The organism is Malacoplasma penetrans HF-2, assembly GCF_000011225.1.
In the GTDB taxonomy this organism is placed as follows: domain Bacteria; phylum Bacillota_I; class Bacilli_A; order Mycoplasmatales; family Mycoplasmoidaceae; genus Malacoplasma; species Malacoplasma penetrans.
In genome coordinates this window covers 935,447-953,490 of sequence record NC_004432.1, presented here as the reverse complement: position 1 = coordinate 953,490, position 18,044 = coordinate 935,447, and the positions used below count along the sequence as shown (strand labels likewise).

The 18,044-nt window shown below is 26.7% G+C and carries 14 protein-coding genes and 1 pseudogene; 13 read left to right on the top strand and 2 right to left on the bottom strand.

The window, feature by feature from the left end; translation table 4 throughout:
• Nucleotides 1-21: 21 nt before the first annotated feature.
• From MYPE_RS03755 to MYPE_RS03705, 12 genes and pseudogenes are all read left to right on the top strand, one after another.
• On the top strand, nucleotides 22-3,513 hold the full coding sequence (locus MYPE_RS03755; protein WP_011077549.1) for a hypothetical protein: 3,492 nt from the start codon (nucleotides 22-24) through the stop codon (nucleotides 3,511-3,513).
• A 2-nt stretch (nucleotides 3,514-3,515) separates the two neighbouring features.
• Entirely contained in the window at nucleotides 3,516-6,194 is a 2,679-nt protein-coding gene (locus MYPE_RS03750) for a hypothetical protein (RefSeq protein ID WP_011077548.1), read from the top strand.
• A gap of 339 nt (nucleotides 6,195-6,533) precedes the next feature.
• Nucleotides 6,534-7,588, top strand: a pseudogene (locus MYPE_RS03745) (phospho-furanose lactonase).
• A 34-nt stretch (nucleotides 7,589-7,622) separates the two neighbouring features.
• The gene (locus MYPE_RS03740) at nucleotides 7,623-9,176 is read left to right on the top strand and encodes a PTS ascorbate transporter subunit IIC (RefSeq protein WP_011077545.1); all 1,554 of its coding nucleotides are present in this window, start codon (nucleotides 7,623-7,625) and stop codon (nucleotides 9,174-9,176) included.
• A 122-nt stretch (nucleotides 9,177-9,298) separates the two neighbouring features.
• The gene (locus MYPE_RS05590) at nucleotides 9,299-9,520 is read left to right on the top strand and encodes a hypothetical protein (protein ID WP_011077544.1); all 222 of its coding nucleotides are present in this window, start codon (nucleotides 9,299-9,301) and stop codon (nucleotides 9,518-9,520) included.
• 38 nt (nucleotides 9,521-9,558) lie between these two features.
• Nucleotides 9,559-9,840, top strand: a complete 282-nt coding sequence (locus MYPE_RS03735) for a PTS sugar transporter subunit IIB (protein WP_011077543.1) — start codon at nucleotides 9,559-9,561, stop codon at nucleotides 9,838-9,840.
• A gap of 104 nt (nucleotides 9,841-9,944) precedes the next feature.
• On the top strand, nucleotides 9,945-10,313 hold the full coding sequence (locus MYPE_RS03730) for a PTS sugar transporter subunit IIA (protein WP_011077542.1): 369 nt from the start codon (nucleotides 9,945-9,947) through the stop codon (nucleotides 10,311-10,313).
• Between the two features lie 17 nt (nucleotides 10,314-10,330).
• Nucleotides 10,331-10,984: a 3-keto-L-gulonate-6-phosphate decarboxylase UlaD gene (locus MYPE_RS03725; protein WP_011077541.1), complete on the top strand. Its 654-nt coding sequence runs from the start codon at nucleotides 10,331-10,333 to the stop codon at nucleotides 10,982-10,984.
• Nucleotides 10,959-11,849, top strand: coding sequence for an L-ribulose-5-phosphate 3-epimerase (locus tag MYPE_RS03720; RefSeq protein ID WP_011077540.1), 891 nt, complete (start codon nucleotides 10,959-10,961; stop codon nucleotides 11,847-11,849). Before MYPE_RS03725 ends, MYPE_RS03720 begins: the two co-directional genes overlap by 26 nt.
• Complete coding sequence (locus MYPE_RS03715; protein WP_011077539.1) at nucleotides 11,830-12,561, top strand: L-ribulose-5-phosphate 4-epimerase; 732 nt, start codon at nucleotides 11,830-11,832, stop codon at nucleotides 12,559-12,561. The genes MYPE_RS03720 and MYPE_RS03715 overlap by 20 nt, the downstream gene beginning before the upstream one ends.
• 2 nt (nucleotides 12,562-12,563) lie before the next feature.
• Nucleotides 12,564-13,040 carry an MPN499 family protein gene (locus tag MYPE_RS03710; protein ID WP_011077538.1) on the top strand — a complete coding sequence of 159 codons (477 nt, stop codon included), beginning with the start codon at nucleotides 12,564-12,566 and terminating at the stop codon, nucleotides 13,038-13,040.
• A 402-nt stretch (nucleotides 13,041-13,442) separates the two neighbouring features.
• Nucleotides 13,443-14,174, top strand: a complete 732-nt coding sequence (locus tag MYPE_RS03705; protein WP_011077537.1) for a hypothetical protein — start codon at nucleotides 13,443-13,445, stop codon at nucleotides 14,172-14,174.
• Nucleotides 14,175-14,807: 633 nt separating this feature from the next.
• Here MYPE_RS03705 and istB read toward each other — a convergent pair.
• Together istB and MYPE_RS03695 are read right to left on the bottom strand one after the other, a co-directional pair.
• A complete protein-coding gene (gene istB / locus MYPE_RS03700) occupies nucleotides 14,808-15,569 on the bottom strand; it encodes an IS21-like element helper ATPase IstB (protein WP_011077044.1) in 762 nt (253 codons plus the stop codon).
• Nucleotide 15,570: 1 nt separating this feature from the next.
• Nucleotides 15,571-16,947, bottom strand: coding sequence for a DDE-type integrase/transposase/recombinase (locus MYPE_RS03695; protein WP_044891282.1), 1,377 nt, complete (start codon nucleotides 16,945-16,947; stop codon nucleotides 15,571-15,573).
• Between the two features lie 218 nt (nucleotides 16,948-17,165).
• Here MYPE_RS03695 and MYPE_RS03690 point away from each other — a divergent pair, with 218 nt between their 5' ends.
• Nucleotides 17,166-18,020 carry a hypothetical protein gene (locus MYPE_RS03690; protein WP_011077535.1) on the top strand — a complete coding sequence of 285 codons (855 nt, stop codon included), beginning with the start codon at nucleotides 17,166-17,168 and terminating at the stop codon, nucleotides 18,018-18,020.
• Nucleotides 18,021-18,044 lie beyond the last annotated feature (24 nt).

Here is an 18,044-nt window from a genome sequence, read left to right as displayed (position 1 = left end):
ATATTTATCAAGGAGTCAAATATGATAAAGAAAAAAAGTTTAACAAAGGTAATACTAGCCACATTTAGTGGAGTTTTATCAGGAACTATTGTAGTTACATCCTCTACATCCTTTTTAGCATCTAACCGAGTTACATATAAGTTTGGGGATAGGGAGTTTAATAATTTAAATGAACTACAAAATTATGCTAAATCTAATCTTACTTCTCATACTGAAGAATCATTAAATAATAAATATTGATTAGTAAATAAAAATGGTACTTCTCAAAAGTTTTCTGATCCTTATTACTTTAAACAAAGTATCTCTAGCAATATAGAAACTATTCCTGTAAATTCTTCTTTAAATTTAAATGAATATATTAAAAATAATACTGACTCACTTGGGTCTACCCCAAATACTTTGGTTGGTAAATTATTACCTGCAGAAAATGAAAAAAGCAAAGAAACAACAAATATTTATAGAGGGAGAAATAATAAATATTATTTCACAGAAGAGGAAGCAAAAAAATCTTATTTAAATGTTCATAATGCTTATTACTTTAATAACATTTACTTTCCTAATAAAGAATCTTTAAATGCTTATTTATTGAATAATTATGATGAATCAAATTCAAATTTTAACTTTAAACTGTCTCAATACAAATCTTTAAAATCACCAGATGGATTTGTTAGTAATCCATTAGAGTTTTCAAGTATAGCAAGTGAAAATCAAAAGAATACTCAATTAAAAAATGATGTAAATAATTTTGTAGAGAACAATGCTAAAAAAATTTATGGGTTTAAAGATGCAAAAGACAATTACTATAACTTTGCCAATGGAATGAGTGAAAATGATTTGTTTAATAGTTTAACTATTGATAAAACAGATCCTGCTGCTTTTTATAGTAATCAAGGAATGGGTTCATATATTGTGGATACTAGTGTTACAGATGAATACAACTTATATGGTCCATATTTTTACAAAGGTTCAGCTGATATATTAAGTATTACAGATAAAAGTTTATGAAAAGAAGTATCAAGTTCAGATAGAGATTTATTAGTAAACACAAGAGAAAATCAAATGATTGGTTCATTCTTTAGTTTGTTAATAAAAGATATGGCTACATCAGATTCATTATTTGGTATAGATGAATTAAAGGATCAAACTGCTCAATATAATTCTTACATGAGTTCAAATTATCCTGAAATATGGAAAAATATTTTGGACACTAAAGATATTTTGGAAAGTGGTAAAAGATATAATAGCTTTTACAAAATCCCAATTTTGTATACTTACATTACTGAACAATTAGCATTAAATGGAGCAAGTAATAAAGCATTAACTGTAACAAAAAAATACTTCTTACAAGTATGTGAACTTTTTGATAAAACAATTAGAGTTTTCTTACCAGAAAGTATTATTAGACCATCTGATAAAACATTAGATGATAGTACAGTTGGAGATGATGGATTATTATCTATTTCAAAACTGTTTGGTTTCAAAATAAAGAACTTTGATTACAACAGTGACATTAACTACTATACAGATAAGATTAGACTGCACTATAAAAATATTATTACTGCAGGTACTATTGCTTCTTTTGCAAACCAAAACAGTTCAAATATGAATGGGTTGATAAAATACAATTCTAGTTACTTTGCTTCTTTAGTAAAATACTATGATTATTCACTTGTAAGTAGTTATCAATATATATGAGATATTTTTTCTTGTAATGATAAAGATATGATTAACAGCTTTTATCAAAAATACCAAAGCATTATTAATGTCACAAAAGAAGAATTTGAAAATATTACTGAAGGATACATTTTTAGAAATTTCTTAATCTACAATTCACTTAGATTGGAATTTGAAGACCAGTTATCAGTATACTTAAAAGATTATTCAAAAGCAAGTTCTTTAAGCTTTTTCAGTGGTTTAACAAACATTAATACTTTGTTAAATAAAACTGGAAATTCATTCCCTTTATTTTCAATCTTTAAGAATTTGAGAAGTTTTTCATTAAATCCTGATTCTAATATTTCACACAATGATCTAACAACTCTTTTCAATTCATTAGAACAAACTGGAGTTTATAACATTGACCAAATTAAATTAAATAATAATTTAACTAAAACTTCTAACGCTTCACTTTCTCCTTCTTTAATTAATTCCTTTATTTGATCTGCTAATAAAGTTAATGCAGCAACAAGCACTTCATTAGAAAGACAAGTATTTACAATTGCTGAAAGAGTTAGTGTTGCAATTAAGAATTTTAGATACGTTATCAATGATGTTGCAAAAATTAAAGAGACATATCAAAAGGTTTTTGACTCTTCTTCTAAGTTTGTAACTATTGCTAATGGGTTTTTAAAATGTGTTTACTTTTTAAACTCAGCTACAGCTTTAGGTGGGGCAGTAACACTTTTACTAGATGCTTTTGTTCCTTCTTATCAACCAAGATCTTATGTATATGAATCTAATGGTGTTAAATACATTTGAGATGGAGGTTTTAAAGAAACAATTCTATTTGGACTTGTAGAAACTAATAGAAGAACAATACAGGAAATGGATATTTTAAAACCAATTAAATTAAATGAACCAAGATCTACAAATTTCTACTATTTAAACGGAAGAAACTACAACATTAATGTAGAGACTGAAAGTTATTTAAGAGCATATGCAAAAGCACTTTCTGATGGACAAGTTGATTCAGAACAAATTAAAAAGTTCTACACTTTTTCAAATCAAAAATTTGGAAGTTCTCAAACTTTACCAAATGGAGTTTATGAAAATTTAAGTCAGTTACAAGATGAAGTTTTCAAATCTGCATTTATTAATTTTGAATCTAAATATGTAGATTCAAATACAGTTTATAAATATGCAGATGGCAAGGATTTTGTTGCTAGTTCATCTGGTAATAAAGAAGCAATTATTAATAGTATTTTGGAAAACATTAAACCTACAAAAGTTTCAATGCTTCCAAACCTAGATCAAAACAATTATCCAATTAAAAGAGATGATGATTTAAATGATGGTTCAATCAATAATTATGTACTACCTGGAACTAGTTATGATATGAAAACTGGTAAAGAAATTCCATATTCTTCAAAAGATAAAAATAACTTATTTAGGTATGTGATTATTGATCCTAATCAACAACAAAAAACTGGCAATAATAAAACAGATGTTGATGTTGATGCAGAAACTTTACTATTACAAAAGTTTTTAAGTTCATTTAATGTAGAAAATAAAACCATATATAAAACTGACACAATTGGGAATGATTTATTTACAGATTTCTCTAATCAAGCAAACTCATTTAATATATTCAAAGCAAAAACATCAGTTGGAGAAGTTAAGTATTTCTTATCACAAGAAAATGCATTCCAATGATTATTAAATAATTATGAATATGAAACATTTGTTAGCAACCAGCAGGTTGTTTATTATTCATACAATTATGAAGAAAAATTTTATTCATTAGATGATTTTTATAAATGAGTAAAACAAAACACTACAGAGTTGAGGAAATAACTATGAAATTAAAAAATAAAAAACTTATCTTATTGCCTATAGCATTAGTACCAGCAGCAGTTGCATTAGCTGCAATTCCTACAAGCTTAGTTTCAACTAAAAACAGTTCTAGTGGTGAAGTAAAAAATTCACCTTTGACTGAAACAACAAATAAAGGAATTTATTTTGATAATGCTTATTACAGTTCTTTAGATGAAGCAACTAATAGTGTTTTACTTAAAAACCAAAATATAAATGAAAAGTTTTTAATTGGTGATTTAGCAGATTCTATTCAAGATACATCTACAAAAATTTTAAATACTGAAAAACTTAAAACTTATGATGTTTCAAAACTTTCTAAAGCTTATAAAACTGCAAATGGTTCATATACTGATAATTATGATGATGCAAAAAATTCATTTGTTAACAATGGTTTAATCAGTGAGGCATATGATGATTTAAATGGAAATATCTTTTATAGTGAATCAGAAGCTAGAGAATCTTTAAGAAAACAAACTGTTGGAATTCCAACTCCGTATTATTTAGTTACAGATGAAAATGGATATGATGTTAAATTAAATCCTTTAAATAAAGATGATATTAATAGATTTAAAAAGATAGCAATCAGAAGTCTTAAGGGACAAAAGAGTAATAATAATTTCAAAATGGAATTGTATGTTAAAGATGATAATGGGAATCTAGTTAAATATAATGATAAAAATTCTAATGTCTTTAGAAGTAAAGAAGAATTTTTAAATAAGAAAAAACAAATTGATGATTCATTAAGAGAAGCTTTTAATGAAGAATTTAAAAATATCTTATCAAAAATAAAAATTAATTTTAATGTAGGTTTTAAACATTTTCCAGAAAAAAACTGAAGATGAGATTGAACATTTATTGAAAACTATAGACCAGGAAAAACAATTAACATTAATAAAACTAAAGATAATAAAGATTTAACTTTATTAGATTTATTACAAAGTAGAGAAGGACAAGCAAACACTATATATACTTTCTTAGATCCTAATGTTTTATCAAGAAGTGGAAGACATTCAGTTAGAAGAAGTCCATTAGGGTATGAATTTGCTTCAGAATATTTTGATATCAATGTTTATGGAAGTAAGTTTGATATTTGAAATATTGGTAACAACACTATTGATAGAGCTCCTGGAATTGATTTTGAATTACTTAAAAAAGGTAATACAGGTTTATACATGGGATATGATATTGGATCAACTAGATTTGATATATCTTTAACAACTGGATTGAATTTAAGAAATGAAGTAGAAAAATATTTAAGTGATAATAATAACCTAAGTACTTTGAAACAAAAATTTGAAAGTAAATTAAAAGAAAAAGATGGCGGAGAAATTGATCAAAAGCTTTTAGATAAAATTGAACTAAAAGACCTTAATCAAATATTTACTGATTTCATAAAAACTAAAAAGAATCAGTGAGATGCTTCTTATAAAACATTTAATGCAGACTACACTTATACTGCTGATAGAAATGCAAATAATGTAGCAGTAGAATTACAAAAACAAAAGCAACAATTAAATAACTTTAAAAGTTCTTTAGATTTTAGTAGTGACAGTATTAATAGTTATGATGTATTAATTCATAAATTGTATGGAGTACAAGAAACAAGTGATTCAAATTTCAAATATGATAAGGAAAAAGTTGAACTTATTATTTCTTATAATGACTCACCTGTGTTTTCTTTAAAAGACCAAGTTGAACTTAAAGAAAATGGAATCACTAATTTAAAAGATTTATTTGATGAAAACTTAGATAATTTAGTAAACAAATTAGATAATGAAGATATAGCAGTAGAAGCATGACAAAATATTTCATCTAAGGTTGTTAAAAAACAAGTAGATGGAAAACAAGTTTTAGAATATACAAATAAAAATAATAATTCAAATAATTTAATCTTTAGTTCACTAAATAAAAAGAATGGTGGAATAACTTATATTACAAAAGATGATGTTTTGAATTTATATAGTTTGTTCAATACTACTAGAGATCAATTTAAAAGAAATTTAGAAACTCAATCTAACTTAACAAAAATTTCTGAAAATGCTAAATTAAGTTCTTCTTATGGAATTGCTTTAGGATTATATAGTTATGCAAAAAGACTTGAAGAAATTGGTATAAATGAAATTAGACTAAATCCATCAAAATATAAAGATTTAATATCTAACTTTAATGATGATGTTTTAGTATTAGCAAAATCTAGTAATAATTGAAACACAATGTATTATGCAGAATACTTAGGTGGTAAAAATTCAATCAATTCTGCTTTAAGTAAAAACTATGTTTCTATTTATGAAACATATAAAGAGAAATCAAATGCTTTAAATCAAAACAATTATTTAAGACCAGCAAAAATAATTTTAATCTATGACCTAAATGGAAAGATAGTAAACATTGATACTATTGTTACTGATAACTCTAATTATGCTGATGGAAGTTATGATGATAGACAAACAGTAATAAACAATGCTTTAAATACTATAATAGTAAACCAAGGAAAAGACTTAGTTTTCTATAGTGATAAATCAAATAAAATACTAATTAAAAATGAAGTTAACCAAGTTTATGAACTTTCTATAGACAATAGAACTTATTACTTTTTAACATTTGATGATGCAAAGAACTATTTAAAAAATCATATAAAGAACTTTGCTGTTTACTCTTAATGTATAAAGCAAATTAACTAAATGAAATACTCCTTTTAATGAAGGAGTATTTTTTTATTTAAGCAATTTACTATTAAATTTATTGACAAAAAATTCTTAAAAAAGCAAGAGTATTAATAAATATTTAATATGTTTTTTAACCAATTATTATAACCACAAAAAATGCAAAAATCTTGTACTTTATAAAGTTTATATAAAATATTGTTCCACTGTTTAAATTATTTGTAGCATGGATTTAATGCATTAACTAACTGCCTTAAATAAAAACTAAACAAAAACCAATATCTAAAATATTGTATATTGAAATTAGTTTTTATTTAAAAGGAGAATTTTTTAATAATGTCAAAATTTGTAAGAACGATACTAGGAGATATTGATCCTAGTCAATTAGGGATCACAGATTGTCATGACCACTTAATTAAAAATGGTGGCCCTGAATCTCATGAACACCCTGATTTCATCATGCTAAGCGTTGACGCAGCAATTAAAGAATTAGAATCATATCACCGATTAGGAGGACGTTCTATGTGTATCATGGATCCACCTAACATCGGTAGAGATGTAGTTAAAACTTTACAAATAGCAGAAGCTTTAAGAGGTAAAGTTAACTTAATAATGTGTACAGGATTTCACAAAGCTGCATTCTATGATAAATACAGCTCTTGATTAGCTGAAGTTCCAATTGATGAAATTGTGAAATTAACAGTAGCTGAAGTTAATGAAGGAATGGATCTGTACAACTATAATGGTCCATATGTAAAAAGAGGTCCAGCAAAAGCTGGAATGATTAAAGCAGGAACAGGATATGCTGCTATTGATAAACTAGAATTTAAAGCATTAGAAATTGCTGCTAGAACTTCAATAGAAACTGGTTGTCCAATTTTAGTACATACTCAACTTGGAACAATGGCATATGAAGCTGCAAAATATATGATTGATTTTGGTGCTAACCCAAGAAAAATTCAATTATCACATTTAAACAAAATCCAGATAAATACTACTATGAAAAGATTATTTCTGAACTTGGAGTAACAATCTGTTTTGATGGTCCAGATAGAGTTAAATATTATCCAGATTCAACTCTAGCTGAAAACCTTAAATGATTAGTTGATAGAGGTTACTCTAAAAATATTACATTAGCATTAGATGCTGGAAGAATTTTATATCAAGAAAATTATGGTATTGAAAAAGGAAAATTAACTTTTGGTTTCCCTTACTTGTTTGAACGTTTCATTCCATTACTAAAAAAAGTTGGTGTGAAAAGTGAACATCTAGCAGACATGTTAATTAATAACCCTAGAGAAATTTTAACTTTTGATGAACCTAGAACTTTCAATCCTCACTTAGTAAAAGAAAGTGCTTTAGAAATTAAAAGAAAATTAAATGTTAAATAATTAAAAAAATTTAATTATTTGGAAAGGTTAAAAAATGAGTCAAAATTTAGACTTAAAAAATTCTGAAACTCCTGACATTAGTACCACGTCAGAAGAACTTTCAGAAAAAAAGAAAAAATGAAAATTCAAAGATCACTGAAAATCTATCCTTGCATGAAGTTTAGTGGTTTTAGTAATTGTTTTAGGATATGTAATTGTTGCAGCTGTTGGAGCACCGGAATATAAAAATGGGACAAAAGTAATTGCAGCAGTTGCTGGTAATTTTAGAGATGCAGGGAATGCATTTACTTGATATTTAAATGCTGTATGAATTGATAACTTCTTAGGAGTTCCAGCTATATTATTAGCTGTACTAAGTTTTATTGGATATATTGTGCTTAAACGTGGATTTGTAGATTCACTAATAGGTGCATTAAAAACAGCAATTGGTGTACTATTACTAAATGTTGGTAGTACAGCTTTAAGTGGAATTGCTTCGCCATTATTTAATGGTTTTAGAAGTTGAGGTGGAGCAACTGTGGTACCTTTAGACCCTTATCAAGGATGAAATAGTGGTCTTAACTTCTTAACTAGTTTTGCAACTGGAAATAACTATACTTCATGAGTTAGTTATGCACTTCTTGTTGGTTTTGCTTTCAACATTCTTTTGGTTTCTTTAAGACGTTGAACAAACTGTCATGCAGTGATGACAACTGGTCACATTATGTTCCAACAAAGTGCAGTTGTAGTTCCTTTTGTTTACTTATTATTCTTTGCTAACACTGCATTAAGTGGTGGAAGTATAGTAGAACCAAGTGTTGAAGTTGGAACTGTATTATTTGCTGGAATCTTCTTAGGGTCATACTGATCTGTTGGTACAACTATGACTATTAAAGCAACTAACAAAATTACTGAAAATGCTAATTTTGCAATTGGTCACCAACAAATGATGGGAATTACTGCTGCTTTCCATTTAGGAAGATTCTTTAAATTTACTAAAAAAGGTCAAGAAGTAGTAAGTGCAGAAAATAGAAAACTAAGCAAAAAATTCAGAATATTTGAAGATAATATTTTTGTTCAAAGTGTTTTAATTATCTTATTATTCTTAGTTTTAGCTGTGGTATTAGAAGTAGCAGCACCAACTGGAAGTAAATTTAGTGATATTGTAGGTAGCAACACTTGATGACCAAATGGAACTATTGGTTCATTCTGAGTAGTTAAAATCTTCATGGGTGCATTATTCTTAGTTGCTGCAATTCTTGCAATTATTACAGGGGTAAGAATGTTTGTTACTGAGTTACAACAATCTTTCCAAGGTATCTCTGAAAAAATTATTCCAGGTTCAGTGGTAGCTGTTGATATTGCTGCAGTTTATGGTTTTAGTCCAAATGCAGTAACTTATGGATTTATTTCTGGTACTATTGCACAATACATTGGTGTTGGAATTGTTATTGGGCTAACTGCAGCTGGTTTACCAACTGTTGTTGTATTCCTTTATTCATTACTTTATTCTTTAACTCTGGAGCTGTTGGGGTTAATGCAAATGTTAATGGTGGTTGAAAAGCATCAATTATTGTTCCTGCAATCTTTAGTTTCATTGAAATTATAGTAGTTGCATTTGCATTAGGTTCTGTTCAAGAATTAGCACAAGTAGCAGGTGCTAATGGTGCAGTAGCTGGAAAACTATCTGATGGTTCATACATTTCTCCAATTAGTACTGGATACAATGGAATGGTCGACTGAAACTTATTCTTTGGTTTCCCATTAATCTTTGCTGCAATGCATCCAATTGCTGCATACATTATTCTTCCATTAGAAGTAGTAATTATGCTTCTTGCAGTTCAATATGTAGATAGTGGATTAAGTAGTAAAGTACCTCCATTAAAGAAAGTTTTACCAATTAACAAATTATTTAATTTTAAAAACAAAAATGCTGAACCAGTTATGGTTTAAATAACAAACAAAAAATATAAAAATTCAAGGAGATTGAAATGCTTAAAATTGTAGCTGCTTGTGGTAACGGGATGGGAACATCTATGATTATCAAACTAAAAGTGGAAAAAATCTGTAAATCATTAAATTTAGAAGCAAGTGTAGAAGCTCTATCAATGGGACAAGCTAAAGGATTAGTTAATTCTGCTGATATCATTATTTGTTCTACACACTTAGTAGATAATTTTGATGGTTCAAGAAAAGCCAAAATAGTTGGTGTTAGAAATTTAATGGATGAAAAAGAAATAGAAGCTGCTTTATCAAAGGTTATTAATGAGTAATAAAGTAGATTTATTAGAAAATCTAATAAAAAATGATTCCATTAAAGTTGGTTTAAGTGCTTCTGATTATAAAGAGGCAATTAAGTTATCAATGCAACCACTAATTGATAAAAAAAGTAATTGATGAAAATTACTATTTATCAATTCTAGAAAGTTTAAAAAACTATGGTCCTTATTTTATCATTGCAGATCATGTAGCAATGCCACATGCTCAAAATGAAGTAGGTGTTTTTGATAATGGGTTTAGTTTAATCACATTAGAAAAAGAAATTTATTTTGAAGGTGATAATAGACCAATTGATATTCTAATAGGATTAGCTAGTGCATCTTCTGATATCCATGTAGGAGTTGCTCTTCCTCAAATTGTTTCAATTTTTGAAAATGAAGAAAATATTGAAAAAATTAGAAAAGCTAAATCAAAAGAAGAAGTTATTAATGTTATTAAATCTGTTGATTTAAAAAAATATTTATAAGGAGAAAATATATAAAAATGAGTAAACCAATGTTACAAATAGCATTAGATAATCTATCTTCAGATAGTGCTATTACCGATGCTAAAAAAGCTGCTAAATACTTAGATGTATTAGAAGTGGGAACTATTTTATTAGCATCTGAAGGAAAAAATGCTATTAAGAAAATTAAGGAAGAATTCCCAGATAAGATCATAGTTGCCGATGGAGAAATTGCAGATGCTGGAAGTGTCTTTGGAAAAATGTTTTTTGAAAATGGAGCAGATTTTACAACAGTTATTTGTGCTGCTGAAACTTCAACATTAAAACAAACTATAGAAACTTCAAAAAATTATCCTAATAAAGATGTTCAAGTAGAAATGACTACTCATTTTACTTGAGAACAAGTAAAAGAATGACAAAGTGTTGGATTAAAACAAGTTGTATGACATCGTAGTCGTGATGCTCAAAAAGATGGAGCTAAATGAGATGAAAAGAATATCAACACAGTTAGAAAATTAGCTGAAATGGGATTTAAAGTAACTGTAACTGGTGGTATTGAAAAAGAAGATATCAAACTATTTAAAGGAATTCCAATTTATATTTTTATAGCTGGTAGAAGTATTAGAGATGCAGCAAACCCAGAGCTTGCAGCTAAGGAACTTCAAGATGAAATTAGTAAATACTGATCTTAAAAAATATAAAATTGGAATCTATGAAAAAGCTATCAATACTAAATTTGATTGAGATCAAAAATTTAAAATTGCAAAAGCTGCAGGTTTTGATTTTATAGAAATCAGTATTGATGAGCAAGATGAAAGAATCAATAGATTAGATTGAAATGATCTTGAAATATACAAACTACTAGAAACAGCAATTAGAAATAGAATGTATATTAATTCAATGTGTTTATCTGCTAATAGAAGATTCCCATTAGGTAGTAAAGATGTAAAGGTTAGAAAGCATGGATTGGAACTAATTCATAAAGCTTTTATATTTGCAAAAAAACTAGGAATCAGAATTATCCAATTAGCAGGATATGATGAATACTACAATCCAAATGATGAAATTACTAAAAGTAATTTTATTGAAAGTATGAAAATAGTATGTGATTTAGCACAACACTATAGTATTCAAATTGCATTTGAATCAATGGATACTTTCTTTATGGGTGATTTAACAAGAATCTTAAATGTAGTAAACACTTTAGATTCACCAATGTTATCAATCTATCCAGATATTGGAAACTTAACTCAATTTGCAAAAGAAAACTTTGCAAGTGAAATTGAGTTGGCAAAAAATAAAATTGTTGCATTTCACTTTAAAGATACAACTCATGATACTTTCAAATGTATTCCATTTGGAAAAGGAACTGTAGATTTTGTAAAAGCATTTAAAGCTATCTTTAAGATTAACTATTGTGGTCCTTACATGATAGAAATGTGAAACAAAAATGAACCTAACCAAACATTTGAAGACAATATAAAAGAAATAAGAGATGCACATGATTTCTTTGAACAAAAATATAAAGAGGCACTAGATGACTTTAAAAGATATTAATTTACAAGAATTAAAAGAACTTAAAGAAATTGTGTATCAAGCTAATATGTTACTTTCTGAATATGGATTAGTAATCCATACTTGAGGTAATGTTAGTGCTATTAGTAAAGATAGATCTTATTATGTTATTAAACCAAGTGGTGTAAGTTATAAAACTATGAAACCAGATGATATGGTAGTAATGGATTTAAATGACAATGTTATTTCTGGAACTTTGAACCCATCAACTGATATGCCAACACATTCTATTTTGTATAAAACATTTGATAAAATACAAGCAATTGTTCATACCCACAGTCCTCATGCTGTAGCATTTGCACAAGCTGGAAAAGATATTCCTTGCTTTGGAACAACTCATGCTGATAACTTCTTTGGTCCAGTACCATGTGCAAGAGATTTAACTAAAGAAGAAATTAATTCTGAATATGAAAAAAACACTGGTAAAGTGATTATTGAAAAATTTAAATTAAATAATTTAGATTATGCAGCAACACCCGCTTGTTTAGTTAAAGAACATGGTCCATTCTGTTGAAGTTTAAAAAATGCAATTGATGCATCTAATTTAGCACTTACTTTAGAAGAAGTTGCTAAAATGGCAATTTATACAATGCAAGTTGATAATAAAGCTACAGAAGCTAAAAAAGAGCTACAATTAAAACATTATTATAGAAAACATGGTCCTAATGCATATTATGGACAAAATAAAAAGTAATAATGAGCAGTAAGAAAATAAAAATTAATTATATCAATAATTTGTTTTGATTAGCACCATCTATCTCTTCATACTTTAGAGGAAGAAGTTATGGTTATGCTCCTTTTAAAACTCTTGAAGATTTAGTTAAAGCTAAAAACTTAACAAATGATAATGTTTACTTTTCCTTTAATGGTTTATTAGACAAAAACTTTGATTTTTTCAATTCATTAAATAGAATAAAAAAATTAGAGTTTAGACTAAATAAAGAAAACTTGTATAAGATAGAACATAATCAGTTTGTAGATGATACAAGCATTAGTGAACATCTAATTATTAGATGAGACCAAAAAGCAGTTAACTGAGTTAAAAAAGGTTTTATTCCTTTTTATAGCTTAGACTGATATCTTATAAATTTTGTTAAAGATAATAGTGAAAATCCAGAAAATAAAAAAACTATTATTAAATGAAACAAAAATGATTTTGATCTTGTTGAATAAGTAAGTTAAATATAAACAATTATTGTTTAATCTTCCATTGTATATGCAGTGGAAGATTTTTTTATGAAAACAAAAAGACAGAGTAAATTAAGGCTGTAATGCAAACGGGAATAGAAATTTATTTTAATTAAAGCATTAAATAATTATCAAAGCATTAAACAATTATTTTTATAATTTTTACAAATTTGTTTGTAATTTTATTTGGCTTTCTCCTGATATTAATAATATTAAGTTAAAAAATATAAGTGTAGATATAAGTTAAATTATTTCTACTTCTTTTATGAATTATTTAAGCATCTTATCTTAGTTAACAAGATATTAAGTAAGTAATTAAAAAAACAATTATTAATTTATTACTATATAATGTAACTTAAAAAATAACTAAGAAAGGCGAAATAGAAAATGAAAATTTGAAAAAGATTATTATTAGGAACTGCAACTTTATCTGCTGCAGTTTCAGTTCCAGTTTTATTAGCTAGCTGTTCAACTTCAGCTGACAGTGGTTCTTCAGATCAATATTCTAGTGAATCTGCTGATGTTGAAGCAAGTGTAATGGTTTCAAGTGGAACAAATGATAGAACAATGAGTTCTAGTCAAAACACTACTCAACAAGGAAGATTTCAATTAGCAAGAACTGAACTTCAAACTTTACAAGGTTGAGATCTTTCAAATGCTGATGACAATACTAAATATATTGATAAATTAACTGAATTGACTAGTACAGCTATGACTATTTCAACTAAAGCCACTGATTTTAGAAATGAAGCATTAACAATAGAAAGTACTAGTGAAACTACAGAAGAAAATAATACTACAAACCAAGAACAAAATTATAATACTTTTTGAAACAAAGTAGCTCAAGAATATAAAACACAAAATATTGGTTATATGTTTGTTTCTAAAGAACAATTTTTAAGCACTTATAAAACTTCATATGTGACTCTTTTATCACTTAATAGTGATGTTGCTGGTCAAGATACAAATAATGATAATCAGTTATATAGTACATTTATCAGTGATTATTTAAATCTTGCTTCTTTAAAAGAACAACTATTAATTTATGCTTATGCTAAAAAGATGGGAACTTTAGATTCAGCACAAACACAACTCCTTATTTTGGCAAAGATTTCATAGAAAAAGAATATAGATACTTTACTCATAACATTAGAAAAGAAGTAAATGGTCTTTGATTCTTAGTTGATTATGCATTTGGTGCATAATTTAAATTATTAAATGTAATAAAAATTCTCTCTTTTATATAAAAATAGAGAGAATTTTTTCTGTACCTAATAGCTTAAGAGATAATAGTAAAAATGTTTTAACTTTGTAAGTAAATAAAATAGATAAATAAAATCACCTGCATAAAACTTAATTATTTGTAATGTAGCAAATTTTGTATAAGGTGAATTTAAAAAACATTTATATCGATGTCTTTTGCAAATAAAAAAAGGTAGAGTTAAATTAAGTTATCTCTACCTTTTCTATATTTTGTAACTTAACAATAATAATCTTAATTTATATCTAAGCAAAATTTTCATTAAATTTATAAAAAATATAAAAAAGAAAATTTTAAATATTTTGTTTATTGTTTAGTTTTCATTTTATTGTAGAGATAACTTAATTTATTTCTACTTTGTTTTGATTGTTTCAGTGTGAACATTTTTTCACATTGTTTTTGGTAAAGTTAATTCCCCACCCTTTCGGTAAAGTTAATTCCCCACCCCTTAGTATAAATGTGGGACTTAACTTTTTTTATTTAAAAGGGTTTTATTTAACATTATCCTTTCATTCAATTTCTTCTTTTAATTTTAAAGACTCATAGTTTCTATAAGATTTTCCAGCAATGCTAACAACATGGGATTTATGTAATAATCTATCCAATATTGCACTTGCTATAACTTCATCTTGGAATAGTTTTCCCCATTCTGAAAATAGTTTATTTGTTGTAATAATTGTTGAGCTTTTTAAATATCTACTATTAACCAATTGAAAAAATATATTTGCTTTTTCTTGATCCATGGGAAGAAATCCCAATTCATCAATTATCAGTAACTTGTACTTAGAATAGTGTTTAATTCTTTGAGCAAGTTGGTTTTTAAATTTTGCTTCTTGTAAATTATTTAACAACCTATTGCAGTCAATAAAATAAACACTATATTTTGACTCTGCAGCAGCAATCCCAATAGCTGTGGCAAGATGAGTTTTTCCAACCCCTGAAGTACCTTGAAAAATTATATTTTGTTTATTTTTTATAAAATCAAAATTTAAAAAATAATTAATTTGATTTTGATTTATTTGTGGTTGAAAAGTGAAATCAAATTCTTCTATAGTTTTTATTATTCCAAATCCTCCTGTTTTAACTTTTAAATATTTTCTTCTTTTAGTTTTGAAGTTTACCTCCTCTCTTAAAATTGATTTTAAAAATTCAACAATTAAAGGACTAGAATATCTTTGATCCATTAAAAGATTAAATACCTTTTCATTTGTTGTTCATTTAACTTCATTTAACAAATTTTCAATTTCTTTCATTTTAGGTCTCCTGATTTTTCTGATTAAAAACTTTTAGTCTATACTGCAAGTCTAATGACTCAACAGTTTCTTTTGCCATTTTCCTAATGACTTCTTCTGAAATATTGTCACCCCTTTTTAAAAATTCATACTTTAAAATTTCTGAATGAATTTCTGTTGTAGTAAAAGAATGCTTAGCTACTTTTAAACTGTTTTCATATGTTGCAATTATTGTTCCATTATGTTCTATGTAGACATTAGAATCATCTTGATATATTTGCACATATTCATTTAGATATAAAGGTGGTAAGTAGTAAAAATTGCTTAAAAATGCTATTTTATAGTCATTTTTTACCATTCTTGTTTCTTTTGAATTTAAATAACCTTCAATAATTTTTTTGTTAGGTAAAGGTTGAAGTGTATGCAATTCTTGTTTTAAAAAAGATTGAATTGGTTTAAACCCCACACCATTCTCACTGTTGTTGTATTTAGATTCTATGTTTTTAACAATTTCTATTAAGTGATTTTTGTTTTCAATTACTCCAGTTCAAGCTTTTATTTTTTTTGCAATTCTTACAGCACTTTCAACCTTAGCTTTTTGTTCTGGTGAAGCTGGATCACATGGAATAATCTCTATACCAAAATCTCTTTCAAAATCATTTCAATGTTTTTCTAAAATTGGCTTTTTGTTTAAATAGTTTTGGTTTTTAGAAATAATAGATTTCATGTTGTCGCAAACTAAATAAAGAGGGCTGCCTTGGAATTCTGCCAATGCAGAGACTAAAAACTTCAATACAGTTTGAGAACTCTTTTCATAAGAAACAAATAACTTCATATATCTAGAATACGAGAACTTTGTAACCAAAATATTAATTTTTAACTTTCCATCTTCCTTTGTATGAATGACAATATTTTCAGCCCAGTCTATTTCCAAAATTTTTCCAGGATAGGTTTCCTTTATTATTTTTTTTGGAGGAGTAATAGCTCTTGAAGAATAATCATAATTTTCTTTTAAAAATGATTTAAAAGTAGAATAGGAAATTTTATTTTTAAATTCAGTTTTAGATATTTCAAGCTTTGAAGGTAAGTAATCCAAGAGATGTTCATAAATTGAAAATATTGATGGTTTAGTTCCATTGGTTTTTTCTTTATAAGATTCAATTCTCTCTTCTATAATATGTTCAATTTGTGATAAAAAATTCTTAGATGGTTTTTTATATTTTCTTTTGAAGTCACAAGATTTTAATTCTGGGTTATTACTTAAAATTCTTAAATACTTCCTAACAGTTTTTCTGTCTATTTGTAAATCTCTAGATAAAGCCTTAATGTTTACTACTTGTTGATTTTTTAACAATTCTTTAATTTTATCTATCATTCTTATTTTGTTAATTTTTTTCATAATTCCCCCTATTAGAGAAATTATAAAAATCCCCATTTCTTTAGTTAAGTCCTCACGGGGGGTGGGGAATTAACTTTGCCGAAAGGTGGGGATTTAACTTTACCGATAACACACATAGAGGAATGTGTTTTTGCATTTAAAAATAATCATTAATCTTTTTATATGTAAGTGTGACTTAAAAAAGACAAATTTTAATAATTAAATATAGAGGTAAAAACATGAAAATTTGAAAAAAATTATTATTAGGAACAGCTACTTTATCTGCTGCTGTTTCAGTTCCTGTTTTATTGGCTAGCTGTTCAACTTCAACTGACAGTGGTTCTTCAGAACAATATTCTAGTGAATCTGCTGATGTTGATGCAAGTGTAATGGTTTCAAATGGAACAAATGATAGAACAATGAGTGATGCTCAAAATTCTACTCAACAAGAAAGATTTCAATCAGCGAGAACTGAACTTCAAACTTTACAAGGTTGAGATCTTTCTGGTAGCAATTCAGAACACTCAACTGAATATGTTACTAAATTAACTGGATTTACTACTACAGTTACAACTATTTCTGGAAAAGCAACTCAATATAGAACTGAAGCTTTAGGAATAGAAAGTAGTAGTGGAAGCACTACTGAAAATTCTACTACTGAAGAAAATACTGGAAATAATACAAATCATGACACTGCTTACAATGCTTTTTGAAATAAAGTGGCTACTGAATATAAAACTCAAAATATAGGATATTTATTTGTTTCTAAAGAACAATTTTTAAGCACATATAAAACTTCATATGTTGAGTTTTTATCTACAGGTAGTGCTACTGGTACTACTACACAAGATACAAATAATGACAATCAATTGTATAGTACATTTATTAGTGATTACTTAAATTTAGCTTCTTTAAAAGAAGAACTATTAATTTATGCTTATGCTAAAAAAACAGGTACATTAGATTCAGTACAAAATACAATCCCTTACTTTGGTAAAGATTTTATAGAAAAAGAATATGGATACTTTACTCATAATATTAGAAAAGAAGTAAACGGTCTTTGATTCTTAGTTGATTATACATTTACTGCTTAATTTAAATTTTTAAAGACAATAAAA